Here is a 24820-nt window from a genome sequence, read left to right on the forward strand (position 1 = left end):
TGCGGCGTTACTCGATGGCTCATTTGGCCCGCCAAACTTCGCATCTCGTGCCTTGCCTCGCGCAAAAACTGGCTCCGGCGCGGCCGTGCGTGAAACGGGAACAGACCCTATCACAATTCTTTCCACACTCCAGCCTGTGCGCATTGTCCGATGCATGCAAGCCCGAGCGATCCTCATTCTGGAGCAGCGGTGACCCACTTTCCCAGCGACCTCGTCCACCCCGAAAAATGCCGTGGCTGCCAGGGCAGTACCGAGCTGGATTTCGCCTTTCATTTCGCCTTCCAGCCGATCATCGACATCCGCACTCGCCAGGTGTTCGCCCACGAGGCACTGGTGCGCGGACCGGCGGGCGAAGGCGCACTCTCCGTACTCGAACGCGTCAACGACGACAACCGCTACCGCTTCGACCAGCGCTGCCGCACCCAGGCCATCGCCGAAGCCAAGCAACTGGGCATGGCCAGCTACCTGTCGATCAATTTCCTGCCCAACGCCGTGTACCGACCCGAGCTGTGCATCCGCAGCACCCTGGAAGCGGCGCGCCAGCACGACTTCCCACTCGACCGGCTGATTTTCGAGACCCTGGAAAGCGACCACATGGCCGACAGCAAGCACCTGACCAACATCCTGCGCCAGTACCGTGAGTTCGGCTTCAAGACCGCCATCGACGACTTCGGCGCCGGCCATTCCGGGCTTACCCTGCTGGCCGATTTCCAGCCCGACCTGATCAAGCTGGACATGGCGCTGATTCGCAACGTCGACAGGGACAACGCCCGCCAGGCCATCGTGCGCGGCATCCTCGGCATATGTAACGATCTGGGTGTAACGGTGATCGCCGAGGGCATCGAAACGCCGAGCGAGCGGGACTTCCTCGCCGCCAGTGGCATCGACCTGATGCAGGGTTACCTGTTCGCTAAGCCGCAGTTCAGGGGCCTGCCGGCGGTCGCCGACGCGGCGTGGGCATCCGCCACGATCACCCACTGAAAGGCGTGCGGCACGGCGGATTTTCAGTACCATGCGCGCCTGACGCCAGCCCTCTGTAGAAACGGAACGCGTTCTTGAAGACATTCGACCACCTCAACGTGATCGGCCTGCGCGAGTGGGTGAACCTGCCGGAGCTGGGCATCGTCGGCCTGCGCGCCAAGATCGACACCGGCGCCAGCACCTCGAGCCTGCACGCCAGCGACATCCAGCCGTTCGAGCGTGACGGCGAACGCTGGGTGCGCTTCACTGCCTACATCGGCACCCAGGTGCAGCGCCGCCACCGCTGCGAGGCGCGCCTGGTGGCGCTGAAGACCATCAAGAGCTCCAATGGCCAGGCCCAGAGCCGCTACGTGATCCGCACCAGCCTGATGCTGGGCGATCTGCAGTGGCCGGTGGAGTTCACCCTGGCCAGCCGCAAGACCATGCGCTACCGCATGTTGCTCGGTTCCAAAGCGCTGGTCGACGGCCAGTTGGTGGTCAACCCGGCGCTCACTTACGTACAAGACAAACCCGTGCTTCCCGACCCGACCGGTGCCCAATGAAAATCGCTGTGCTGTCGCGCAATCCGCGCCTGTATTCCACGCGTCGCCTGGTCGAAGCCGGGCAGCAGCGCGGCCATGAAATGGTGGTGATCGACACCCTGCGCGCCTACATGAACATCGCCAGCCACAAGCCGCAGATCCACTACCGCGGCAAACCGCTGGAAGGCTTCGACGCGGTGATTCCGCGCATCGGCGCCTCGGTGACCTTCTACGGCTGCGCGGTACTGCGCCAGTTCGAGATGATGGGCGTGGTGCCGCTCAACGAATCGGTGGCCATCGCCCGCTCGCGGGACAAGCTGCGCTCCCTGCAGTTGCTGTCGCGGCGCGGCATCGGCCTGCCGGTGACCGGCTTCGCCCACTCGCCGGACGACATTCCCGACCTGATCCAGATGGTCAACGGCGCGCCGCTGGTGATCAAGGTGCTCGAAGGCACCCAGGGTATCGGCGTGGTGCTCTGTGAAACCGAGAAGGCCGCCGAATCGGTGATCGAGGCCTTCATGGGCCTCAAGCAGAACATCATGGTGCAGGAATACATCAAGGAAGCCGGCGGCGCCGACATCCGCTGCTTCGTGGTCGGCGACAAGGTCATCGCCGCGATGAAGCGCCAGGCCAAGCCCGGCGAATTCCGCTCCAACCTGCACCGCGGCGGCACCGCCAGCCTGATCAAGATCACCCCGGAAGAACGCATGACCGCCATCCGCGCCGCCAAGGTGATGGGCCTGTCGGTGGCCGGCGTCGACATCCTGCGCTCCAACCACGGCCCGCTGGTGATGGAAGTGAATTCCTCGCCGGGCCTGGAAGGCATCGAAGTGACCACCGGCAAGGACGTCGCCGGGATGATCATCGGCTACCTGGAAAAGAACGGCGGTCCCAACCTGACACGCACCAAGGGCAAAGGATGAGCACCACCTTCACCGGCCGCGTGGCCCTGATCGCCCCCGCCTCGGCCATCGCCGACGAGATCTTCGACGCCACCCTGGCGCAGCTCGAGGTGCAGGGCATCGACTACCACCTGGGCCGCCATGTGCGCGCCCGTCATCGCTACCTGGCGGGCACCCCGGCGCAGCGCCTGGATGATCTGCATGAGGCCTTCGCCCTGCCGGACATCGACGCCGTCTGGTGCCTGCGCGGCGGCTATGGCAGTGCGCAACTGCTGCCGGGCATCGACTGGACGCTGCTGCAAAAGGCCAGCCCGCGCCCGCTGATCGGCTACTCCGACCTGTCGATCCTGCTCGATGCCTTCGCCCGCCATGACCTGCCCGGCATCCACGGCCCGGTGGCCACCGCCCTTGGCCTGCAGGCAATGGCCGCGCCGGCCGGCCAACGCGAGCGGCTGGCGTCGATGCGTTCGCTGTGGGATCTGCTGCAGGACCGCAGCCACTCGCTGCCGGTCCGCCATGTCAGCGGCCCGCAATCCACCGTCGAAGGGCCGCTGGTCGGCGGTAACCTCACGGCGCTGGCCAGCGGCTGCGGCACCGTGGCCGGTATGCAGCTGCCGAAGGCTGCCATCCTGATTCTCGAGGACGTCGGCGAGCCCTACTACCGCCTGGAGCGCAGCTTCTGGCAGCTGTTCGAAAGCTTCGGCGAATGCCGCCCGGCGGCGGTATGCCTGGGCAGCTTCACCGACTGCCCACGGCGCGGCGTGCAGCACAGTATCGAGGAAATCATCGGCGAGTACCTGGCGCCCTTCGATATTCCGCTCTACGGCGAGCTGCCCAGCGGCCACGGCGACGCCAACTGCGCCTGGCCTTATGGCCGCCTGGCGCGCCTGCAAGGCGATACGCTGAGCTGGTGACGCCTCAGCGGGGCCGAGCCAGGCGCTCGAGAAAGTCCGCCGCGATCATCGGCCTGCCGAGCAGGTAGCCCTGGCCGACCTCGCACCCCAGCGTTTTCAGGTGCGCGAGCTGCTCCGGCGTTTCGATGCCTTCGGCCACGCATTCCAGGCCCAGGTTGCGGGCGATCATCAGGATGGTTTCCACCAGCAGGACGTTGTTGCCATTGCCGCCGATGCCCAGGTCCTGGGTGAAGCTGCGGTCGATCTTCAGGCGATCCAGCGGCAGGCGCTTGAGGTAGGTCAGGGAGGAATAGCCGGTGCCGAAGTCGTCGATCGAGAAGCGCACGCCGAGGGCCTTGAGCGCCTGCATGTTGGCGATGCACTGCTCGACGTCCTCGAGTAGCACGCCTTCGGTAAGCTCCAGTTCCAGCGCCGTGGCGGGCACGCCGTAGCGCTCCAGGCAGCCGCGTACCCGCTCGACGCACTCGCGGCTGCGCAGCTCGCGCGGGCTGAGGTTCACCGCCAGCACCACGCCGGGGTAGTGCGGCAACCAGTCCTGCAGCGTGGCGCATGCCCGTTCCAGGACCCAACTGCCGATGTCCTGAATCAAACCGGTTTCCTCGGCCAGCGGGATGAACTGGCCCGGCAGGATTTCGCCCTTCTCCGGGTGCGCCCAGCGCACCAGTACCTCGGCGCCGATCAACTGGCCATCACCCAGTTGCAGCTGCGGCTGGAACACCAGGTACAGCTGGTCGCGGGCAATCGCCTGGCGCAGCTCGCCCTGCAGCTGCAGGCGCTGGTCAATGGCCGCCTGCATCTCCGGGGCGAAGAAGTGCAGCGCGTTGCGCCCGGCCTGCTTGGCACGGTACATGGCGGTATCCGCCTGCTTGAGGACGTCGGCAGCGTTCTGCTCGCCGAATGGATGCAGGGCGATGCCGATGCTGGCACTCATCGACAGCTCATGGCCGTCGACCACGCAGGGTCGCTCCAGGCTCTTGAGCAAGCGCTCGCCGACCAGCGCGGCCTGCTCGCCCGCCAGCTGGGCATTGGCGTCCAGCCCCTCGAGCAGCACCACGAACTCGTCGCCGCCCATGCGCGCCAGGGTGTCTTCGTTGCGCAGCTGTGCCTCCAGGCGCGCGGTGACTTCCCGCAGCAGGCTGTCGCCGACCAGATGGCCAAGGCTGTCGTTGACCGTCTTGAAATGGTCGAGGTCGATGAACAGCAGCGCGCCCAGACTGCCCTGGCGAATCTCGCGATCCATGGCGTGCTGCAGGCGATCGAGCATCAGCCGGCGATTGGGCAGGCCGGTCAGCTCGTCGCTGTAGGCCAGGCGCTCGATCTCGCGCTGGTAGCGCTGGCGCTCGGAAATGTCCGTCACGCTGCAGCGGATCAACGTCGGTTCGCCCGGCAAGCGCACCAGACGCACCTCGCAGGGGAACTGCCGGCCCTTGCTGTCGCAGTGCAGCCACTCGAACACCGGTACCTCGCCCGCCAGGGCAGCCTTGAGGTAATGTTTGGCGGCCTCGGACGACGGCCTGCCGTCGCTTTGCAACTGCGGACTCAGTTCGAAGGGCCGGCGGTTGAGCAACTCCTCGCGGCGATAGCCGAACAGGCGCAGGGCATTGGCGTTGAAATCGACCATGCCGCCCTCCTCGCTGTACAGCATGATCGCCTCCGGCGCATGCTCGACGACGGTGCGGTAGCGGGCCTCCGCCTCGAAGCGCGCACTGATGTCCTCCACCAGCACCAGGAACATGCTGACCCCGCCATCGTTGCGCCGCACCGCGCGCAGGTTGAGCCGTGTCGGCACTTGGCTGCCATCGGCGCGCAGGAAGTAGCGGTCACGCTCGAAGCCCTCGCGGCTGCCGGCCAGCACCTCGTCGAGCAGCGGCTGTTCGGCTTCCAGGTCATCCGCCCAACTGATGCCGGCCCAACTGGACTCGAACAACTGCTCACGACTCAGGCCGAGGATGCTGCACAGCTTGAGGTTGACCTCCGACCAGCCGAAGGTCGGGGTGATCAGCGCCATGCCGATCAGCGGCGCCTCGAAGAACAGGCGCAGGCGGTCGTCGCGCTCGCGCAGTTGCTGCTCGGTGCGCCGCCGGGCGGTGATGTCCTGGGCGGCGCCGTAGATGCGCACCAGCTCACCGCCGTCGCGCTCGGCGACCCCGAGCAGCCTCACCCAGCGCGTGCGGCCCCTGGCGGTGGTGGCACGCACCTCGATGTCGAACTGATCCTCGCCCTTGTACATCTTCTGCAGGGTGCGGCCGATCAGCTCGCGGCCAGCGGCATCGAACTGGCTCAGCGACTCCTCGAAGGACGGCGCGCCACTTTTCGGATCCAGTTCGTAGATGGCGAAGCAGCCGGCGCTCCAGTACATGCTCATGTCGCGCATGTTCAGCGACCAGCCGCCCAGGTCGGCGATGTTTTCCGTCTGGGTGAACAGGTGGCTCTGCTGCTGCAGGGTTTCGCGCTGACGCACCATGTCCTGGGCCAGTTGCTCACGGGCGCTGACATCCTGCTGCATGACGATGAAGTGGCTGACGCCCTGCTCGTCGCGCATCGGCGCCAGGATCACCTCGCCCCAGAAGGCTTTACCGTCATGACGTTGCAGGCGCAGGACGGCATTGCCGGGTACTTCACGGCGGATGGCGGTTTCCAGCACATGCAAGCCTTCGTGGCGTTTTTCGCCACGCAGCAGCTCGAGCAGGCTCAAGCCCAGCGTGGCGTCGGCTTCACGCCCGCTGATCTGCTCGAAGGCCGGGTTGCAGTAGACCAGCGGCAGCTGTGCCTGGCGCGCGTCGGCGATCAGCACGCCCAGCGGGCTGGCATCCAGCGCCGAATGCGCCAGGGTCAGCTGGCGTTGCACCGCAGCGCTATGCACCAGGGCCAGGCGCAGATCGGTGAGGCTGCGGCCGATCAGCAGCGCCGCCACCACGAACAGCAGGATGCCGACCTGCAGCTCGAGGCGCTGCGGTTCGATCCAGCTGCTGACCGTCAGCACCTGGCCCCACGGCAGCCCCAGGGTGGCCAGGGCGCTGACCGCCGCCCCGCATACCGCGCCGGAAAACCCCCAGACCAGTGCCAGCCCCAGCATGACCAGGCCGGCGGCCGGCATCTTCAGGGTTGCCGGCAGCAGCTCGAGCAACAGCGGCAGGCACACCAGCACCGGCAGCAACGCGTAGCGCGACGGCAAGGTGCGCAAGGCCGTCGGCACCTGCAGCAGGGGCGTCGCGATGCCCGCGGCCGGCAGCAGCCAACCGCGCCGGCGCAACCAGGGGCTCAGGTAGGTCAGCAGGGCGATGGCGATCACCAGCGAGCTCAGGCTGTCGACCAGCCACAGGGTCAGCACCAGCTGTGGCAACTGCGCCATCGTCAGCTCGCCAAGGAACACGCGGCAGCCGATCAACAGCAGGCTGGTCAACGCCACCGGCAGCAGGACGCCCAGCAGGATGAAGCGCAGCACGTGGCTGATGTCCGGCAGGGCCGCATCGAACGGGCGCCAGCGCAGCAGCAGGTAACAGCAGGCGACGCCGAGGGTTTCCGGGAGTGCATGCAGGGGCGCCTGGTGCCAGTCCAGGCCCCATAGCGGCGTGGAGAGCAGCGCGTTGGCATAGAGCGCCAGCAGCACACGTGGCCCCCACCAGAGCACCAGTACCAGGCCGAGGGCGAACGGCAGGTAGAGGACGCCCAACCCGCTCTCGACCTGGGTGGTCAGCGACAGCTGGGTGGCCAGCTGGAATACCGGCAGCGGTAACCACCAGGTCCAGAACGGCAAGCGCTCGGCAGTGCGGGGCATACGAACCTCATATCGTTATGCCAGCACAGCATGAAGCAGCCCGTCAGGGCTGTACAGGTGCCTGCATCGAGTTAACAGCCTAGTCGAGAATCAGGCCGCGTCGCGTGGCAACAGCAACCCCAGAGGCAGGCAGATACGGGCTTCCAGGCCGCCGCCGGTACGGTTGCGCAGCTCCACGCTGCCACCATGCAGCGAGGCGATGCGCTTGACGATGGCCAGGCCCAATCCGGCGCCCTTGCCACCGCGGGCGCTGTCGCCACGGATGAACGGGTTGACGATATTGCTCAGCTCGCTCGGGTCGATACCGGCGCCACGGTCCATCACGCTCAGCACCACGTAAGGCGCGCTATGGTCACCGGCCACCGACAGCACGATCTCCACCGGGCTGCCGCCATAGCGCAGGGCGTTTTCGATGAGGTTGACGATCAGCCGCTTGATCGACACCCGGCGCAGCGGAAAGGCCGGCACCGCCTCGAGGAACAGGCGCACCTGTTCGCTCTTCTGGTTGTAGGGGGCGACCACCTCGCGAATCAGCTCGGGCAGCACCAGTTCTTCGACCGGCTCGTCGCGACCGTCCCGGATGAAGGCCAGGAACTGGTCGAGAATGGCGTCCATGTCCTCGATATCGCGCACCATGTCGTCGGTCAGCTCCGAATCATGGTCGAGAAACTCCAGGGACAGCCGCAATCGGGTCAGCGGCGTACGCAAGTCATGGGACACCCCGGCCAGCATCAGCTCGCGCTCACGCCCGGCCTGCTCGACGTCCTCGGCCATCTGGTTGAAGGCGCGGTACACCTCGGCCATCTCGCTTGGCGTGTCGCTCACCGGCAACCGCACGCTGCGGCCCTGGCCGAACTGGCGGGCGGCGATCACCAGACGCTTGAGCGGCGCACTGAGCTGGCGCACGAAGATCCATGCCGCTGCCGTGGACAGCAGGCCGATGCCCAGGAACCAGCCCAGCACGCTCCAGATCCGCTGGCCACGCAGCGGATGCGGGTAGAGCGGCACGCGCACCCAGTCCTCACCGAGCGTCGGCGCGTGCACCCAGAGGGCCGGCGGGCTCTTGGCGCGCACCCGGGTTTCGGTATCCGGGCCCAGCTCGGACTGCATCTGCCGCTGGAAGATCTCGCTATAGGGCCAGTGCTCCTCGCTGGCCGGCACTTCCGCCCGGGTCACCCGCTTGAGGCCGGCGGCCTCGGCGATATTGGCGCGGTCGTCGGCATCCGCCGCCCAATAGGCGCGCAGGGTCAGTGCAGCGCCGTGGCTGTACTGACGGTCCACCAGCACGTCCTCGTTCATCATCAGGTAGACGAGGGTCAGCGCCTTGGAGAACAGCACGACGATCAGCACCAGCCAGAGGGTGCGCGAGAAGAAGCTTTGCGGAAACCAGAGTGGAGCTTTCATAGGAACAGGAGCCGGGGCAGAACGCTGAAGGCGGGGGCTGAACGAAAGAGGGCTGGTTTCGGTAGCCAGCCCTCATGCGTTTATCGGTCTACGGTCCGTTGAGAAACGTAGGCGACGACTGCACGGATGCAGGAGGTGAAGCGAAGCAGGAAGCCAGCGCAAGACGAAGATAGCCGATAAAGCGCAGTGTACGGGCAGTACATGAGCATTTTCGCTTACCTTCAACGCCGCGATGGCAACCCAGGCAGTTTCTCACCAGCCTGTTACTTGTTGCCGTCCGGCACGAACACATACCCCACGCCCCACACGGTCTGGATATAGCGCGGCTTGGACGGGTCCGGCTCGATCAGGCGGCGCAGGCGGGAAATCTGCACGTCGATGGAGCGCTCCAGGGCGTCCCACTCGCGGCCACGGGCCAGGTTCATCAGCTTGTCGCGGGTCAGCGGCTCGCGGGCGTGCTGCACCAGCGCCTTGAGTACCGCGAACTCACCGGTGGTGAGCATGTGCACCTCGTTGCCCTTCTTCAGCTCGCGGGTGGCCAGGGACAGCTCGTACTCACCAAAGGTGACACTCTCGTCCTCGCTGCCCGGGGCGCCCGGCACCACCGGCGCCTGGCGGCGCAGCACGGCCTTGATACGGGCCAGCAGTTCGCGGGGGTTGAACGGCTTGGCCAGGTAGTCGTCGGCGCCGATTTCCAGACCCTGGATGCGGCTGCCCTCGTCGCCCTTGGCGGTCAGCATGATGATCGGCACCTGGTTGTTGGCGGCGCGCAGGCGACGGCAGGCACTCATGCCATCCTCGCCTGGCAGCATCAGGTCGAGCACCACCAGGTTGAACAGTTCGCGCGACAGCAGGCGGTCCATCTGCTCGACGTTCTCCACCGCGCGTACGCGGTAGCCCTGCTCGTCGAAGAAGCGCTCGAGCAGACGACGCAGGCGGGCGTCGTCATCGACAATCAGGATCTTCTCGCCTTCGACCGGTTGTACTGCAGTGCTGCTCATAGAGGCTCCTTGAACGAGAGTCCGCGGCGCAATGCGCCGGGCTGAACGGTGGGCATTATGGCTCAAAGGCCGTATGGACCACGCCATGCCCATTGTTAGCAGATTTTTCGCCGCAATTGGCGCACTTGCGCCTGATTCGCGGTCTGACGGCGGGCAAAGGCGGATGGCCTGAGCGCAGCGTTGCGTGGCTATAATGCGCCGTTTTATCGTCCGGCCCATCATGAGCGAGGCCGGTTCCAGTCGTTTCAAGGTGGATTCTTCTTTCTATGCTCAGCATCAACAACCGTATCGCCGAAGAACTGGGCGTGCGCCCGCAACAGGTCGCCGCCGCCGTCGCCCTGCTCGACGAAGGCTCCACCGTGCCGTTCATCGCCCGTTACCGCAAGGAAGTCACCGGCAGCCTCGACGATACCCAGCTGCGCAACCTGGAAGAGCGCCTGCGCTACCTGCGCGAGCTCGATGATCGTCGCGCCAGCATCCTCGCCAGCATCGAGGAACAGGGCAAGTTGACCCCCGAGCTGACCCGCGAAATCAACCTCGCCGACACCAAGACGCGTCTCGAAGACCTCTACCTGCCCTACAAGCAGAAGCGCCGCACCAAGGGCCAGATCGCCCTGGAAGCCGGCCTCGGCGAACTGGCCGACGCGCTGTTCAATGATCCGAGCCTGACCCCGGAGAGCGAAGCGGCGCGCTTCATCGATGCCGAGAAAGGCTTCGCCGACACCAAGGCAGTGCTCGAAGGCGCCAAGTACATCCTCATGGAGCGCTTCGCCGAGGACGCCAGCCTGCTCAGCAGCCTGCGCAGCTTCCTCAAGGACAACGCCACCCTGAGCGCCCGGGTCATCGCCGGCAAGGAAAACGAAGGCGCCAAGTTCCGCGACTATTTCGAGCATGACGAAAAGCTCAAGGGCGCCCCGTCGCACCGCGCCCTGGCGATCTTCCGGGGTCGCAACGAGGGCATCCTCACGGCCAGCCTCAAGGTCGGTGAGGAGCTGCCCGGCACCCTGCATCCCTGCGAGGGCATGATCGCCGAGCGTTTCGGCATCGCCAACCAGGGCCGCGCCGCGGACAAATGGCTGGGCGAAGTGGTGCGCTGGACCTGGAAGGTCAAGCTCTACACCCACCTGGAAACCGACCTGCTCGGCGAGCTGCGCGAAGGCGCCGAAGACGAGGCGATCAGCGTGTTCGCCCGCAACCTGCACGACCTGCTGCTCGCCGCACCGGCGGGCCCGCGCGCGACCCTGGGCCTCGACCCGGGCCTGCGCACCGGCTGCAAGGTGGCAGTGGTCGACGCCACCGGCAAGCTGCTCGATACCGCCACCGTCTACCCGCACGCGCCGCGCAACGACTGGGACGGCACCCTCAACGTGCTGGCCAAGCTGTGCGCCAAGCACGGCGTCGACCTGATCGCCATCGGCAACGGCACCGCCAGCCGCGAGACCGACAAGCTGGCCATCGAGCTGATCAAGAAATACCCGGGCCTGAAGATGACCAAGATCATGGTCAGCGAAGCCGGCGCCTCGGTGTATTCCGCCTCGGAACTGGCGGCCAGGGAATTCCCGGACCTCGACGTGTCGCTGCGTGGCGCGGTAAGTATCGCCCGTCGCCTGCAGGATCCGCTGGCCGAGCTGGTGAAGATCGACCCGAAATCCATTGGCGTGGGCCAGTACCAGCACGATGTGTCCCAATTGAAATTGGCGCGTAGCCTGGACGCCGTGGTGGAAGACTGCGTGAACGCCGTGGGTGTGGACGTCAACACCGCCTCCAGCGCCCTGCTGGCGCGCATCTCCGGCCTCAACGCCACCCTGGCGCAGAACATCGTCGCCCACCGCGATGCCCACGGCGCCTTCAAGACCCGCGACGCCCTCAAGAAAGTCCCGCGCCTGGGCGACAAGACCTTCGAACAGGCCGCCGGCTTCCTGCGCGTGATGAATGGCGACAACCCGCTGGACGCCTCCGCGGTGCACCCGGAAACCTACCCCCTGGTACAGCGCATCGCCGCCGACACCGGCCGCGACATCCGCTCGCTGATCGGCGACGCGGGCTTCCTCAAGCGCCTGGACCCGAAGAAATTCACCGACGAGACCTTCGGCCAGGTGACCGTCAGCGACATTCTCAGCGAGCTGGAAAAGCCCGGCCGCGATCCGCGCCCCGAGTTCAAGACCGCCGAGTTCCAAGAAGGCGTGGAAACCCTGAAGGATCTCGAACTGGGGATGATCCTCGAGGGCGTGGTGACCAACGTGACCAACTTCGGTGCCTTCGTCGATATCGGCGTGCACCAGGACGGCCTGGTGCATATCTCGGCGCTGTCCGAGAAATTCATCAAGGACCCGCACGAGGCGGTCAAGGCCGGCGACGTGGTCAAGGTCAAGGTCATGGAAGTGGACATCCCGCGCAACCGCATCGCCCTGTCGATGCGCATGAGCGACACACCCGGCGAGAAGGTCGATGGCCCCCGTGGTGCTGGCCGTCAGGGCGGCGGCAAGGGTGGCCAGGCGCCGCGCAGCGAGCGTCACTCCGGCCAGGACAAACCGGCTCCGGCCAATGCCGCCATGGCCGCGTTGTTCGCCAATGCCAAGCAGCTGAGGAAGTAGAGAATGAGCCAACCCGTGGACGAGATCGGCAAGAGCAGCGCCTTCGGGCGCCTGCTCGGCCTCAAGATCGTCAAGGCCGAGGCCGGCGAGGCGATCATCGCCCTGAGCATGCACGATGGCCTGCGCAACCTGCATGGCAAGCTGCACGGCGGCGCGCTGTTCTCGCTGATCGACACCGCCATGGGCCAGGCCAGTCACAGCCTGACCGACGGCGAGCCGAGCAGCGTCACCCTGGAGTGCAAGGTCAACTACATCCGCGGCGTCACCGAGGGTGACCTGAGCTGCCGCGCCTGGGTCGTCCACGCCGGGCGCCGCACCCAGGTGATCGAGGCCGAAGTGCACCAGCACGACAAGCTGGTGGCCAAGGCCCAGGCGACCTTCGCCTGCCTCTAAGAACCTGTTTATGATCTTTCAGTAGTTCGTAGGGTGGACGACGCTTCATCCGTCCACCGCCCCGTGATCGCAACGGTGGATGAAAAGAGCGTCATCCACCCTACGGCCGCTTCTGCCTTGTAGCTGTCGCTTCATGCTCATAAAGATCGTGAACAGGCTCCGAGGCCCATGTCACGGGCAGCGGCGCCATGAAAGCCGTCTGCGCATGTCGCTAAAACGTACACGCCTTTCGCCAGACGACCAACGTCAGCAATTCGCCCCTTGTAGAGTCCAGCGTCCACCCCCATATTGGGGCGACCGCTGCGTGAAGGAATGCAATCTTGAGCGACCTGTTCTCCCGCCGTCTGGCCCTGCTCGGCGAGCATGCCAACCTGTCCCTGCTCTCCCAGTGCCTGCATGGCATCGAGCGCGAATGCCTGCGCGTCGATGAAAGCGGCCAACTGGCCCTGAGCGGGCACCCGGCCGCGCTGGGTTCGGCGCTCACCAATGGGCAGATCACCACGGACTACTCCGAATCCCTGCTCGAGTTCATCACCGCCACCGCGGTCGACCCGGGCGACACCCTGGCCGAGCTTGAGCGCATCCACCGCTTCGTGTACAGCAAGCTCGACGGCGAATACCTGTGGAGCCCGTCGATGCCCGGCCCGCTGCCGGATGAAGAGACCATCCCGATCGCCCGCTACGGCAGCTCGCACATCGGCCAGCTCAAGTACGTGTACCGCAAGGGCTTGGCCCTGCGCTACGGCAAGACCATGCAGTGCATTGCCGGCATCCACTACAACTTCTCCCTGCCCGAGCCCCTGTGGGCGGTACTGCAGGAGGCCGAAGGCGATGGGCGCAGCGCCCGCGACTATCAGTCGTCGCGCTACATCGCGCTGATCCGCAACTTTCGCCGCTACAGCTGGCTGCTGATGTACCTGTTCGGCGCCTCGCCGGCACTGGACAAGAACTTCATGCGTGGCCGCCCGCACCAGCTCCAGGAGCTGGACGTCGACACCCTGTACCTGCCCTACGCCACCAGCCTGCGCATGAGCGACCTGGGTTACCAGAGCGAAGCCCAGGCGGGCCTCACGCCCTGCTACAACGACCTGGTCAGCTACACCGACAGCCTGCGCCAGGCGGTTGGCACGCCCTACCCGCCCTATGTCGATATCGGCACCAAGAAAGACGGCGAGTGGCTGCAGCTCAACACCAACGTGCTGCAGATCGAGAACGAGTACTACTCCAATATCCGCCCGAAACGCGTGACCTACAGTGGCGAGCGGCCGATCCAGGCGCTGATGGCCCGGGGCGTGCAGTACGTCGAGGCGCGCTGCCTGGACATCAACCCGTTCCTGCCGATGGGCATCGACCTCGCCGAATCGCGTTTCCTCGACGCCTTCCTGCTCTACTGCGCCCTGCAGGACAGCCCGCAACTGAGCAACGGCGAATGCGGCGCCTGTTCGGACAACTTCCTCAAGGTGGTCAAGGACGGTCGTCGTCCCGGCCTGCACCTGCAACGCCATGGCGCGCCGGTGGTCCTGCAGACCTGGGCCCACGAGCTGCTCGACGGCATCGAGGCGATCACCCGACTGCTCGACCGCAGCAAGGGTACGGACGCCCACGGCGCGGCCCTGCAGGCCCAACGCGCGAAAATCGACGATGCCAGCCTGACGCCGTCGGCCCAGGTGCTCACCGAGTTGCAGAAAGGCGAAAGCTTTGCCGCGTTCTCGCTGCGCCAGAGCAAGCGCCACGCCGAGCACTTCCGCAGCCAGCCACTGAACGCCGAGCAGCAGGCCCAATTCGAACAGGCCGCCCGGCAGTCATTGCAGGAACAGGCCGAACTCGAAGCCCACGAGGAAGGCGACTTCGACAGTTTCGCCGCCGCCTACCAGGCCAGCATCCTCGCCCTGGCCGTGTGACAGCCGGGCTAGGCACGCCTGGCCCGCGACGACTGCGTCACAAAAAAAACCAATGGTCATAAATCCGGGACAGGTGGCCCGGCTTAGCCGAGCGGATTTGGCTAGGATGGTTGGCAAGCACTCTTTGCGAATCCCTCCCATGAGCCACCGCGACAACACGCAGCACTGGAGCCTGGAAAGCCTGACCAAGGCCTACCAGCAAGGCTATATGGCAGGGCTGGCCGGGCACCCCTCCGGCACCCTGCCCTTCGCTGACAGCATGCCCGCTGCCGCCTGGGAAGCCGGCTGGGTCGACGGCGAAGGCCAGCGTCGGCTCAGCGCGGAAAAGCTCAGCCGCGCGCCTGACACCAAGAAACGCGCCTGACACCGACACGCAGCTGAAATCTGTGCGCCCTCGCTCGACCATCCGGCAGCGCCACTGGCCAGTCAGCCCGGCAACGTGCAAAATGCTTAACTCGCTTAACTGAAGAAGCCCTCTCCATGAGCAACGCCTCCAGCCAGATGGACACCACGCCCCAGGCCACCCCCGGAGGCGCTGCCCTGCCCGACAGCTGGCTGGACACCCTGGTGGGCTATGCGTTGCGCCGTGCCCAGCTGAAAGTGTTCCAGCATCTGGTCGGCAACCTGGCCGAGCACGACCTGCGCCCGGCGCAGTTCACCGCCATGGTGATCATCGAGAACGAGCCGGGGCTGATGCAGGCCGACCTGGCGCGCCAGCTGGCCATCGAGCCCCCGCAACTGGTGCCGCTGCTCAACAAGCTGGAAAGCCGCGGCCTGGCCCAGCGCGTACGTGGCGTGCAGGACAAGCGCGCCTATGGCGTGTTTCTCACCAAGGCCGGGATCGCCCTGCTCGGCCAGCTCAAGGCCATTGCCGTGGCCAGCGATGAAGAAGCCACTGCAGGCCTCGACGAGGATGAGCGTGCGCAGTTGTTGCGGTTGCTGCACAAGGTCAACGGTTAAGCGCTATCGAATTAGTGGGCTAAAGCCCAGCCTACAGATCGGCCGCGCCTCGATTAACTGTGGGAGCGCGCCATGCGTGCGAAATCGCGGGCATGGCCCGCTCCCACAGGTATTGCACCAATTATTCACTATCGCTGTTTTCCCAACCTAAAATTCTGGGAATCTGCAGTCAGCAGGCTGCATTAGTTAAGAACCCCAACGGCGCCCGAGCGGCCTCGATCCGGGCGATGCGCAAATCGCTTTCCGGCATTAGATAGCTGAAGAAGAACGCCGCGCCATCGAGCTTCTCCTGATACCAGGGATCATCCGCCAGCAGCGCACTTGCCAGGCGCGCCGAACGCGCCCAGGCGTAGGCCAGCAGCGCCCAGCCGAGCAGGTGCAGAAAATCCCCGGCGATGCGGTACGGGTATTCAGCGTCGCCCTCGGTTCGCTTGAAGATGCCCTTCACCAAGACACGCAACTTCGTGCACAGCCCACTCAGCTGTTCGGCATACGTGCCACCCGCCGCCGCTTCCTGCTCGAACACCGCCAGCAACTCACCCAGAGCCACGCCGTTATCGCCAAGCACCTTGCGCAGCAACAGGTCGTTGGCCTGAATCTCGTTGCTGCCCTCGTAGATCATGGCGATACGGCTGTCGCGCAGGGTCTGCTCGATGGCGTACTCGCCGATATAGCCATAGCCGCCAAACACCTGCAGCGCCTCGCTGGCCAGCTGAAACCCCTGGTCGGTGAAGAACGCCTTGATCACCGGGGTCAGTAGCCCGGTCAGGCGACTGGCCTGCTGGCGCTCGACTTCGGATGCGGCATGCTCGGCCTGATCGAGCAGATGCGCCCCCCAATAACCGATGACCCGCAGCCCCTGGCTGACGGTGCGCAAACGCAGCAACGCCAGACGCATGGCCGGGTGGTAGTGGATCGGGTCGGCAGGCGCTGCAGTGGCGCCTTCTGGCCGGCTGGGCGCGCGCATCTGCCGGCGCTCGCGAGCATAGTCCGCGGCGTTCTGCCAGGCTGCCTCGGCATGCCCCAAACCCTGCAGACCCACATGCAAACGCGCCGAGTTCATCATCACGAACAGCGCCGCCAGGCCGCGATTCGCCTCGCCGATCAACCAGCCCTGGGCGCCGTCGAAACTCAACGAGCAGGTGGCGCTGCCCTTGATGCCCATCTTGTGCTCGATACCGTCGCAGCGCACGGCATTGCGGCGGCCATCGTCCAGCCGCTTGGGTACCAGAAACAGGGAAATGCCGCGGGTACCCGCCGGCGCATCCGCCAGGCGCGCGAGCACCAGGTGCAGAATGTCCTCGGTGAGGTCGTGCTCGCCGCCGGAAATGAACAGCTTGCTGCCGGTGAGCTGGTAACTGCCGTCGGCCTGAGGCTCTGCGCGGCAACGCAGCAGGCCGACGTCGCTGCCGGCCTGGGGCTCGGTGAGGCACATGGTCGGCAGGCTTTCGCCGCTGACGATGGCCGGCAGGTAGCGCTCCCTGAGTGGCAGCGGGGCATGGGCCTGCAGGCACAGGTAAGCGCCGTGGGCGATGCCGGTGTACATCGCCCAGGCGTGATTGCTGGCGTAGAGCATTTCCTGCAGCGCCGCGTCCAACAACTGCGGCAAGCCCTGACCGCCTTGGGCGGGATCGCAGGCCAGCGCTGGCCAGCCGCCCTCCACGTAGGCCCGGTAAGCTGCGGCGAAGCCATCGGGCGTGGTCACGTCGCCGTCCTGCCAGCGGCAGCCGCGCCGATCGCCGCTGGCGTTGAGCGGCGCCAATACGCCAGCGCTGAAACGTGCCGCTTCCTCCAACACCTGCACCGCCAGCGGCAGGTCGAGGTCAGTGAACGCCGGCAGCTCTACCCAGGCAGCAGGCGCCTGTAACCAGTGTTCGAGGACGAAACGCATATCGCGCAGCGGCGCCTTGTATTGCCACATGGTCAACCTCCCTGTAGAGCAAACCTCAGGCCTGGTAGCCCGGATTCTCGATCAGCAGCGCCATGCCCTGCCCGCCACCGATGCAGGCCGCGGCGACGCCATAACGCCGATTGGCGTCGCGCAGTTGCCGCGCCAGGGTCATCACCAGGCGCAGGCCGGTAGCTGCCAGTGGGTGGCCGAGGGCGATGGAGCCGCCGCGTTGATTCAGGCGTGCCGGATCCAGCGCCAACGCCTGGCTGACCGCCAGCACCTGGGCGCCCTGGGCCTCGTTGATTTCCAGCAGGCCGATCTCATCGAGCCCCAGGCCGCTGCGTTGCAGCAGCAGTTGAATAGCTGGGGCGGGGCCGATGCCCATGATCTCCGGCGCCACGCCGACCACACTGCAGGCGCGCAGCAGCGCCAGGGGCGAGCCGGTGCACTCGGACGCTCGCCCGAGCAGCGCTGCTGCCGCGCCATCGACCACTGCGCAGCTGTTGCCGGCGGTCTGCACGCCGTCTGGGTGAATGGCGTTCAGGCGCGCCAGCGCCTCGGCATCGGTGGGCCGCGGGTGGCTGTCCTGCGCTACCTCGGCAACCCGCCTGGGCAGCTCGATGCCGCGGGCCTGGTAGCCGTCCAGCTCGAAACGTTCATTGCCGACGGCAACGATCTCCCCGGCCAGCCAGCCGCTGTCGCGGGCCTGCAGGGCGCGCTGGTGGCTGCCAAGGGCATAGGCGTCCACCTGCTCGCGGCTAATCCCGTATTCACGGGCCAGGCGCTCGGCAGTGGCGATCATGTCCACCCCCGGCGCCGGATCCAGCAGCGCTTCCCAGAGAAAATCCCTGAAGCCGACCGGCGCACCGAGACGAAAGCCGCCGCGGTGCTCGTAGCTGGCAATCGGATTGCGCGACATCGATTCGCTGCCCACGCACAGCGCCAGCTGCCCGCCCGTCTGCAGATGCATGGCGCCCTGGCGCAGCAACTCCAGGCCGGTGCCGCAGATGCGCTGCACCGCCAGCGCCGGCACCTGCTGCGGCACGCCGCTGTACAGGCCGATATGCCGCGGCAGCAGGTAGGCGTCGAAACTGGCCTGGGCCATGGAGCCGGCCAGCACGCTGTCCACCGCCATCGGGTCGAGCCCGGCGCGGGCCAGCACGGCGCGGCCGACCTTGATGCCCAGGTCGATGGGCGAGACCTGGGCCAGCGGCCCGTTCAGATCACTCCAGGGCGTGCGCAGTGCCTCGATGATCGCCACATCCTCGAAGCGGCTGTACTGACCGCCCCTCACGGGTTTTTCTCGGCGCGCAGGATCGACTCGTCACGGCCGCGGTACAGCGCCTCGACCTGCTCGGCGCGCCACTGCAGCACCGCACGCTGGTTGATCGAACCCTTGTCGGTGATCTCGCCGCGGTCGATGGACGGCGCCTGACTCATCAGGGCGATCCATTCCAGCCGTGTGGCATTGCCGGTAGCTTCGCGATTGAGGCGCTGCAGCCAGTCGGCGAACCAGCCCCGTACCGGCGCGCTGGCCAGTACCTCGGCGTCGCTGGCGTCCGCCGCCAGGCCGGCCAGTTGCCGGCATTCGTAAAGACGCGGGAACACCAGCAAGCCCAGGCATTCACGATCCGGCGCGGCGACCACCACGTCCTGCACGTAGGGCGAGCCTTCGAGCACCGCGCGATTGCGCAGCGGGCCGACGCTGACGAACACCCCGGACGACAGCTTGAAGTCCTCGGCGATGCGCCCATCGAACATCAGGCCCAGCTGCGGATCGCTGGCATCGGCCAGCTTGAGCGCATCACCGGAGCAGTAGAAGCCGTCCTCGTCGAACACCTCGGCGGTCTGCTGCTCGGCACGCCAGTAGCCAGGCATGATGTGCGGCCCGCGAAAGCGCCCTTCCAGCTTGCCGTCGACCGGTACCAGGCGCACTTCGCAACCCGGCGCCGGCAGGCCGACGTAGCCGGCCATGGACAGCGGCCCGGTGGTGAAGGTGCAGGACGGCGATGCCTCGGTCATGCCCAGCCCGGCCATCATGCGGATGCGCTCGCCACAATGCTGCTCGGCGATGCGGTCGAGGCGATCCCAGATACTCTGCGACAGCCCGGCGGCGGCGAAGAAGAACAGCTTGATGCGCGCGAAGAAGCTTGCGCGCAGCGTCGCGTCCTGCTCCAGGGCGTTGACCAGTTCCTCCCAGCCCTTGGGCACGGTCAGGTAGGCGGTCGGCGAAATCTCGCGCAGGTTGCGCAGGGTCTCGGCCATGCCCTGGGGCGTCGGCTTGCCGTCGTCGAGGTAGAAGGTGCCACCGTTGTACAGCACGATGCCCAGGTTGTGGCTGCCGCCAAAGGTGTGGTTCCACGGCAGCCAGTCGACCAGCACCGGCGGCTCTTCGCCGAATACCGGGAAGGTCTGCAGCAGCATCTGCTGGTTGGCGCAGAGCATGCGCTGGGTGGTGATCACCGCCTTGGGCAGCTTGGTCGAGCCGGAGGTGAACAGGAACTTGGCGATGGTATCGGGGCCGGTGGCGGCGAAGGCGGCTTGCGCCTCGGCGCCACCGGGCTCTGCCAGCAGGCTGGCGAAATCGAGGTTGCGCCGGCCCGCCACTTCACCGTGCACGGTGATTACCGGCACCTCGGCGGCCATCACGGCGTCGATGGCGCGCTGGTAGGGCGCGGCGTTGTCGACGAACAGCAGGCCAGGCTGCAGCAAGTCGCAGACATGGCGCAGCTTGGCGTGATCCTGGGAGAGCAGCGAATAGGCCGGCGATACCGGGCAGTAGGGAATGCCTGCGTACAGGGCGCCAAGGGCCATCTGCAGGTGCGGCAGGCCGTTGCCGGAAAGAATCGCCAGGGGCCGCTCGGCGCTCAGGCCGAAGCCGAGCAGGCGTTGGGCGATGGCCCGCACCGCCTCGAGCATCTGAGCATAACTGGTGTGCTGCCACTCGCCGTTCTCGCCGCGCACGGCCAGGAAGGTCTGCTGCCCACGCACCTCGGCCCAGTGCACCAGGCGATCGAGCAAGCGCTCGGGCAATGGCGCCAGCGGTTCCAGCGAGCGCATGTGCAACACGCCCTGACGTTCGCTGACCTCAACGGCCGGGCGGCCGATGGACACCTGGCGATAACGCGGTCCGGTATCGGAGTTCACTTTGCTTCTCCACGCGGGCGACTCGGGTCGCCACTATTGTTCTTGTCGAGGCGCCGTGATCGCCCCTTGCAAGAGGCGACCGGCACACGCAGGAATGCAGCAATGGTTTGACTAGATCGGGTAGTGCCGCAGGCCGTTCTGCAGGGTCACCCAGCGCAACTGGGTGAACTGCTCGATGGCCGACTTGCCGCCGAAACTGCCGTAACCACTGGCCTTGACGCCGCCGAACGGCATCTGCGCCTCGTCGTGTACGGTCGGCCCGTTGATATGGCAGATGCCCGACTCGACCCGCTGGGCCAGGGCCAGCGCTCGCGTGGTATCGCGGCTGAAGATCGCCGCCGACAGGCCGAACTCGGAGTCGTTGGCCAGGCGCAGCAGTTCTTCGTCACCGCTACCGCGCAGCACCACGGCCACCGGCCCGAAGGACTCCTCGGCGTACAGGCGCATGGCCGGGGTGACGTTGTCGAGCAGGGTCGCCTGCATGATGCTGCCTTCGACCTGACCACCGGCGACCAGCCGCGCGCCCTTGCCGACGGCGTCGTCGACCAGGGCCCTGATGCGCTCGCCCGCCGAGGTGTCGACCAGCGAGCCGAGCACCGAGGCGCTGTCGGCCGGGTTGCCGGCGCGCAGGGTGGCGATCTTCGCCGCCAGCTTGGCGACGAAGGCATCGGCCACTTTGCTGTCGACCACCAGGCGCTCGGTGGACATGCAGATCTGCCCCTGGTTGAAGTAGGCACCGAAGGCCGCGGCTTCGACGGCGGCGTCCAGGTCGGCATCGTCGAGCACCAGCAGCGGCGCCTTGCCGCCAAGTTCCAGCAGCGCCGGCTTGAGATGGCGGGCCGACAGTTCGCCGACGATGCGCCCGACCTTGGTCGAGCCGGTGAAGTTGACCCGCCGTACCGCCGGGTTGGCGATCAGCCGCTCGACGATCGCCGCCGCGTCGGCCGGGGCGTTGCTGATCACGTTGACCACGCCGTCACCCAGGCCGGCATCCTGCAGCACCTGGCCGATCAGCCGGTGTACCGCGGGGCTCAGCTCGGACGCCTTGAGCACCACGGTGTTGCCACAGGCCAGCGGCATGGCGATGGCGCGGGTGGCGAGAATCACCGGGGCGTTCCATGGCGCGATGCCGAGCACCACGCCGCAGGGCTGACGCAGCGCCATGGCGAAGCTGCCGGGCACGTCGGAGGGAATCACCTCGCCATGGATCTGGGTGGTCAGCGAGGCCGCCTCGCGCAGCATGTTGGACGCCAGGTGCACGTTGAAGCCGTACCAGTTGGCCATCGCCCCGGTTTCCCCGGCAGCGGCAATGAATTCGTCGGCGCGTGCCTGCATCTCCCCGGCAGCCTTGAGCAGGCGCGTGCGCCGCTCGTTGGGCGCCAGCGCGGCCCAGGCGGGAAACGCGGCCTGGGCGGCGGCCACTGCGGCATCGGCATCCTCCAGGGTGGCCGCGGCGACCCGCGACACCACCTCGCCGGTCACCGGGTTACAACGTTCGAAGGTGCGTTCGTCCCGGGACGGGCACGAGCGGCCACCAATCAGCAGGGGCACGTCCAGCATGGTGATTCCTCATTGTTGTCGTTGTAGGAAACGCTCGCGACGCCCTGGCGGACGCCGCGCAATGCAAGGCCAGGCGATCAGCGCTTGTAGGCCTGCAGACCGGGCTTGATGGTCTTGTCGTCGAGGAACTGCTTCATGCCCTGCTCGCGACCGCCCTCTTCGTCGAGCAGGCGCGACTGGTCGAGCTTGGCGTACAGGTAATCCTCGTTCTGCTCCCAGGTCAGCTCGCGGCAACGCTTGAAGCCATGCTTGGCGGCACGCAGCACCACCGGGTTCTTTTCCAGCAGGTTGCGCGCCAGTTCCAGGGTGGTTTCGCGCAGCTGCGCCAGGGGCACGCTTTCGTTGACCAGGCCCATCTCGGCGGCTTTCTTACCGTCGAAGGTCTTGCCGGTCATGATGTAGTACAGCGACTGGCGGTGGCCCACGGTGTCGGCCATGGCCTTGCTGACCAGGTTGCCCGGCGGGATGCCCCAGTTGATTTCGGAGAGGCCGAAGGTGGCTTCGTCGGCGCAGATCGCCAGGTCGCAGGCCACCAGCGGGCTGAAGCCGCCGCCGAAGCACCAGCCGTTGACCATGGCGATGGTCGGCTTGGCGTACATGCGCAGCAGTTTCCACTGCCATTGCGAGGCTTCACGGCGGATCTTCTCCTGGAGAATCTCCGGGCCGGCATCCACCTCGCGGAAGTATTCCTTGAGGTCCATGCCCGCGGTCCACGACTCGCCAGCACCGGTCAGCACCAGTACGCGGGCCTCGGCGTCCTGCTCCAGCACCTCGAGGATCTCGACCATCTCGCGGTTGAGGGTCGGGCTCATGGCATTGCGTTTTTCCGGACGGTTGAGGGTGACCCAGGCGATGCCTTCTTCGACATCGACCTTGACGGTTTGCCAGCGGCCTTCGTACTTGCTCATGGGGTGTGCTCTTGTTTTGGTTGTCGATGAACAGAAGCTAATCCCGAAAAATAGTTATGTCAATTAATCATTAATCAAAATCACCATTCGTGCCGAATTCGGACATTCCGCCGCCAGCGCCATCGTTCGCGGGCGCGAAGAACCTCGAACAGTTCACGCCGCCGCTTCGCTATAGCCAAAGGCTTACACGACGGTGCGCTGGTTCGCTCTGGTGATGACCCCGGCCGCGCCGTAATCTAGCCCCATTCCTGCAGCACAGGACGTGCTCAGGGTCATGGATGACGTGACCATAGCTAGGATGGCAGCCGACAGGACGTTGGCATTGGTCAGTAAAAGCCCGCTTCGGCGGGTTTTTTATTGCCTGCGCAAAAGTGTGGCGGCGCACCGCCGGTTCAAGTTGCCGGCTGACACGCCCGCCGTTTGCCAGGCGCGCCAGCATGCTTACCGGCCCAGGGCCGCTAACGGGATGTGGTCGAGACTGGCGGTGCGTCGACGGCCCGGCGCCGGCTCATGCCGAGCACCACCAGCGCCGCGATCACCAGCCCTGGCGAAGCCGCCAGCAGCACGCCAGTGGCACCGGCCCCCGCAGCGAGAATCTGCCCGGCGGCCAGGGGCCCGGAGACCGAGCCCAGGCGCCCGACCGCCACCGCGGCCCCTACGCCGGTAGCACGAACCGAGGTGGGGTACGCTGGAGGCGCCAACGCGTAAAGCATCAGTTGCGCGGCCAACATGAACAGCCCTGCCGCGAAGCCAGCCGCCGCCATGGCCGCTAGACCGGACACCAGGCCCAAGGCGGCCAGTGCGCCGAGCAGACCGCCGTAACAGATCACCACCACGGCCGTTCGGTTGTAGCGATCCAGCAACACGCCGCCGAGCAGCGAACCAGCGGCCCCACCGATGTTGAAGAGCATCTGCACGGTGCCTGCCTGCGGCTTGCTGAACCCCTGCTCCAACAGCAGTGAAGGCAGCCAGTTGAGCAGCATGTACATTACGGTCAGGGTAAAGAAGTAACTGACCCACAACGCCAGGGTGGTCACCGAACGGCCTTCGCCAAATAACGCGTGCCCGGTGGAAACCCGTGTCGGGGCCGCGGATTGCTGCGCGCTGAAATCCCGCGACTCCGGCAGCATCACCATCAGCAAAGGTGCAATCAGCAATGGCGCCACGCCGCCGACGATGAACACCATTTGCCAGCTCTCACCACCGAGCATGCCCACTACCGCCGCGATGGCGCCGCCGAGCGGCACCCCGCAGTACATGATGCTGATGGCCGTGCCACGGCGCCGTTCCTCGACCGCCTCGGCGCACAGGGCGATCAGGTTCGGCAAGGCGGCGCCAAGGCCCAGGCCGGTCATGAAGCGCGCCAGCAGCAGGCCGTTGACGCTGGCGACAAAGGCGGTCCACAACGAGAAGATGCCGAACAGAATCACCGCGCCGATCAGCACGCGCTTGCGGCCGATGCGGTCGGCCAGCCAGCCGCCGAAGAATGCCCCGGGCAGCAGGCCGATGATGCTGGCGCTGAACATCCAGCCCATCATTTTCTGATCCAGTTCGAACGCCTGGCGAATGCCCGCCGCGGCAATGCCCGCCGATTGCAGATCCAGGCCTTCGATGAGCGCAACGATGAAACACAGCGTGACGGTCAGCGTCGAGCGACGCGATGACGTATCCATGGGGAGACCCTCGATTTTATTGTTGTTGTGATCGCCCGCGACAAACCGCCCTGCGAGCCCTGAAAAGATTAACAAAGATAATGAATAACGAAACTAATTCAGCCCTGAATACCATTTTGAGGATAATTGAAACGTATCAATCACTTAGCTAAAGAATTTTATTAACACTTAAAATAATTAATATTTTTAACGTTCGATTATCGAACACTGCACATTGACCGCTCGTCATTGCCTTTCCATTCTCGCCCCACTGCAACGCGAACAGCGCTGCATCACCGCCGCATCGGCGGGG

General features: G+C 66.0%; 18 protein-coding genes. 9 read left to right on the plus strand and 9 right to left on the minus strand.

What is annotated here, in order from left to right; genetic code table 11:
* Positions 1-189: 189 nt before the first annotated feature.
* The 4 genes from K8U54_RS07395 to K8U54_RS07410 all read left to right on the plus strand — a co-directional run bounded on the left by K8U54_RS07395 (position 190) and on the right by K8U54_RS07410 (position 3318).
* Positions 190-981, plus strand: a complete 792-nt coding sequence (locus K8U54_RS07395; protein WP_249909529.1) for an EAL domain-containing protein — start codon at positions 190-192, stop codon at positions 979-981.
* Between the two features lie 140 nt (positions 982-1121).
* Positions 1122-1523 carry an ATP-dependent zinc protease family protein gene (locus tag K8U54_RS07400; protein ID WP_236101235.1) on the plus strand — a complete coding sequence of 134 codons (402 nt, stop codon included), beginning with the start codon at positions 1122-1124 and terminating at the stop codon, positions 1521-1523.
* The gene (gene rimK / locus K8U54_RS07405) at positions 1520-2425 is read left to right on the plus strand and encodes a 30S ribosomal protein S6--L-glutamate ligase (RefSeq protein WP_070884623.1); all 906 of its coding nucleotides are present in this window, start codon (positions 1520-1522) and stop codon (positions 2423-2425) included. The genes K8U54_RS07400 and rimK overlap by 4 nt, the downstream gene beginning before the upstream one ends.
* Entirely contained in the window at positions 2422-3318 is an 897-nt protein-coding gene (locus K8U54_RS07410; protein ID WP_249909530.1) for a S66 peptidase family protein, read from the plus strand. Before rimK ends, K8U54_RS07410 begins: the two co-directional genes overlap by 4 nt.
* 4 nt (positions 3319-3322) lie before the next feature.
* On the opposite strand, the gene K8U54_RS07415 is transcribed toward K8U54_RS07410, so the two are convergent.
* The 3 genes from K8U54_RS07415 to ompR form a co-directional block, all read right to left on the minus strand.
* Positions 3323-7096, minus strand: coding sequence for an EAL domain-containing protein (locus tag K8U54_RS07415; RefSeq protein ID WP_249909531.1), 3774 nt, complete (start codon positions 7094-7096; stop codon positions 3323-3325).
* 90 nt (positions 7097-7186) lie between these two features.
* Positions 7187-8500: an ATP-binding protein gene (locus tag K8U54_RS07420; protein WP_249909532.1), complete on the minus strand. Its 1314-nt coding sequence runs from the start codon at positions 8498-8500 to the stop codon at positions 7187-7189.
* Positions 8501-8763: 263 nt separating this feature from the next.
* Entirely contained in the window at positions 8764-9501 is a 738-nt protein-coding gene (ompR, locus tag K8U54_RS07425; protein WP_249909533.1) for an osmolarity response regulator transcription factor OmpR, read from the minus strand.
* A gap of 266 nt (positions 9502-9767) precedes the next feature.
* Here ompR and K8U54_RS07430 point away from each other — a divergent pair, with 266 nt between their 5' ends.
* From K8U54_RS07430 to K8U54_RS07450, 5 genes are all read left to right on the plus strand, one after another.
* Complete coding sequence (locus tag K8U54_RS07430) at positions 9768-12095, plus strand: Tex family protein (protein ID WP_249909534.1); 2328 nt, start codon at positions 9768-9770, stop codon at positions 12093-12095.
* 3 nt (positions 12096-12098) lie between these two features.
* Positions 12099-12488, plus strand: a complete 390-nt coding sequence (locus tag K8U54_RS07435) for a PaaI family thioesterase (RefSeq protein WP_249909535.1) — start codon at positions 12099-12101, stop codon at positions 12486-12488.
* Positions 12489-12808: 320 nt separating this feature from the next.
* Entirely contained in the window at positions 12809-14389 is a 1581-nt protein-coding gene (gene gshA, locus K8U54_RS07440; RefSeq protein WP_249909536.1) for a glutamate--cysteine ligase, read from the plus strand.
* A gap of 139 nt (positions 14390-14528) precedes the next feature.
* The gene (gene rmf / locus K8U54_RS07445) at positions 14529-14753 is read left to right on the plus strand and encodes a ribosome modulation factor (RefSeq protein ID WP_249909537.1); all 225 of its coding nucleotides are present in this window, start codon (positions 14529-14531) and stop codon (positions 14751-14753) included.
* A 116-nt stretch (positions 14754-14869) separates the two neighbouring features.
* On the plus strand, positions 14870-15349 hold the full coding sequence (locus K8U54_RS07450; RefSeq protein ID WP_249909538.1) for a MarR family winged helix-turn-helix transcriptional regulator: 480 nt from the start codon (positions 14870-14872) through the stop codon (positions 15347-15349).
* A 169-nt stretch (positions 15350-15518) separates the two neighbouring features.
* On the opposite strand, the gene K8U54_RS07455 is transcribed toward K8U54_RS07450, so the two are convergent.
* The 6 genes from K8U54_RS07455 to mhpT form a co-directional block, all read right to left on the minus strand.
* A complete protein-coding gene (locus tag K8U54_RS07455) occupies positions 15519-17270 on the minus strand; it encodes an acyl-CoA dehydrogenase family protein (RefSeq protein ID WP_249909539.1) in 1752 nt (583 codons plus the stop codon).
* A gap of 25 nt (positions 17271-17295) precedes the next feature.
* On the minus strand, positions 17296-18534 hold the full coding sequence (locus K8U54_RS07460; protein ID WP_249909540.1) for a thiolase family protein: 1239 nt from the start codon (positions 18532-18534) through the stop codon (positions 17296-17298).
* The gene (locus K8U54_RS07465; RefSeq protein ID WP_249909541.1) at positions 18531-20387 is read right to left on the minus strand and encodes a feruloyl-CoA synthase; all 1857 of its coding nucleotides are present in this window, start codon (positions 20385-20387) and stop codon (positions 18531-18533) included. The genes K8U54_RS07460 and K8U54_RS07465 overlap by 4 nt, the downstream gene beginning before the upstream one ends.
* A 111-nt stretch (positions 20388-20498) precedes the next feature.
* On the minus strand, positions 20499-21947 hold the full coding sequence (locus K8U54_RS07470; protein ID WP_249909542.1) for an aldehyde dehydrogenase: 1449 nt from the start codon (positions 21945-21947) through the stop codon (positions 20499-20501).
* A 77-nt stretch (positions 21948-22024) separates the two neighbouring features.
* Positions 22025-22855 (minus strand): p-hydroxycinnamoyl CoA hydratase/lyase, encoded by an 831-nt coding sequence (locus K8U54_RS07475; protein ID WP_249909543.1) that lies wholly within the window; start codon positions 22853-22855, stop codon positions 22025-22027.
* Between the two features lie 458 nt (positions 22856-23313).
* Entirely contained in the window at positions 23314-24528 is a 1215-nt protein-coding gene (gene mhpT / locus K8U54_RS07480; RefSeq protein WP_249909544.1) for a 3-(3-hydroxy-phenyl)propionate transporter MhpT, read from the minus strand.
* Positions 24529-24820: the final 292 nt, after the last annotated feature.

The organism is Pseudomonas fulva, from assembly GCF_023517795.1.
Classification (GTDB): Bacteria; Pseudomonadota; Gammaproteobacteria; order Pseudomonadales; family Pseudomonadaceae; genus Aquipseudomonas; species Aquipseudomonas fulva_D.